1 protein-coding gene is annotated in these 1,583 nt (G+C 35.4%); it reads right to left on the bottom strand.

Annotation, left to right across the window (positions count from 1 at the left end):
- Positions 1–150: 150 nt before the first annotated feature.
- On the bottom strand, positions 151–1,371 hold the full coding sequence (locus tag HMPREF2794_RS21280) for a tyrosine-type recombinase/integrase (protein ID WP_005868829.1): 1,221 nt from the start codon (positions 1,369–1,371) through the stop codon (positions 151–153).
- Positions 1,372–1,583 lie beyond the last annotated feature (212 nt).

Raw genomic sequence — 1,583 nt, 5'->3', positions numbered from 1 at the left:
TTTCTCTCAGAAAGAAAACTTCAATTTGTATAACATAATTCCAACTTATTTTTTGTCAGATAAATAAAAATAATAATTGCCATAGAATAACAGCGGGCCGATTGGGCACGTATGCTGAAACCTATGGCGTAAACTGTTTTATAATGTGAATTAAAGTGTATTTAAAATAATACTGTTCGCTTTATCCACTACGGAGGTGTCTAACGATGCAAGATAAATCCGTGTAGTGCTTTCTGAATCATGTCCCATAGCTTCGCTGATGGTAGCCAACGGAATGTTTTTGCTTCTGGCGATAGAAGCCCAGGCGTGACGTGCCACATAACTCGTCAGCGGAATAGGAAGGCCGATTTGTTTTCCCAATTTCTTTAGTTTTGAATTCACCAGCTGGGCTGCATTCTTGTATTGTTTCCGTTCATCCGTTTTTGCGTCGAGAATGATCGGCAATAGATAAGAAGAACCTATGGTATCGTATTTATCTATGATTTCTTGCATGGGCTTTTCCCATTTGATTACTAGCTGTTGGTTGGTCTTTTTTCTGCGATATGATAAAAAACCGTTTTGCAAATTACTTTTCTTTAGATAAGCCATGTCTATAAATGACATCCCTCGGGTATAAAAACTGAACATAAATAGGTCTCTTGCATATTCCAAAGAGGAGTCGTGACTTAAATCCATATCGCGTATCTGTCGGATAATTTTGGCCGGAACTGCCCGTTTTACAGTTTTATCTATGCCCGTATATACATGTTTAAACGGATATCGCTGTATAACCAATTCTTTTTCTACGGCACGATTATACATGGCTCTGAGGTTTCTCATGTAATAGGAAGTACTGTTCGGACAAATGTCATTAGATTTTAGATATTGTTCATATTCCATCATCAGGTTGGAGTCTATATTGTCGAAAGGGATGTCTCTGCCTTTCTTTCTGAAATTCATGAATCGCTTGAAGCTATTGAGCGTAGTGGTATAAGTTTCTGTGGTGCGTATTTTACCTATTTGTCTCAATTCTTCAATGAGATTCTCACAAAATGACACAAAGTACTCGTTCACAGGAGGAGCGGAATAATATTCAATGATTTCGTCTGCCGTATATTTGTATCCAAGATTCTCAAATCTTATCATAATATCTTTTAGACGTGAGGTGTCTTCCTCAATACATTTTTTTAAAGAAACCAAATACCGATGCCGGTTTTCTCCTGTCTTTGCTGGTATGATTATTTGGGAATTGAAAATATCCCACTCGTCAGGATAAATCTTGTATCCTGAATTTATCTGCCTTGCTACACGATTATGAATTACTTGATAGAACAATGTTCCCGCTTTTCCTTCTATAGAGGAATGTCGATACTTTATTTTTAATGATGCCATTTTTTTGTTTAATTAATATTATATTCTCCAAAATAAATGTTTTGGCGTATTATATGTTTAATAACCAATAAATTAGATAACTGTTTGATTTTGATTATAGTTGGATTTATATTGATATGGCGAAATACTTGGCTATTATATATCAATGTGAATAATGTTGGATTTTATTCTTCTTTTATTTCCGTACTGCCCTTTTCCTTGTTTTCTGCCTC

The sequence above is a fragment of the Bacteroides sp. HMSC067B03 genome, assembly GCF_001811315.1.
GTDB lineage: Bacteria > Bacteroidota > Bacteroidia > Bacteroidales > Bacteroidaceae > Bacteroides > Bacteroides faecis.
This window is presented reverse-complemented; position numbering and strand designations above follow the sequence as displayed.

Excerpts from the sequence above, each read along its gene's own strand:
- HMPREF2794_RS21280 (WP_005868829.1), bottom strand. The coding sequence starts at position 1,371 with ATGGCATCATTAAAAATAAAGTATCGACATTCCTCTATAGAAGGAAAA.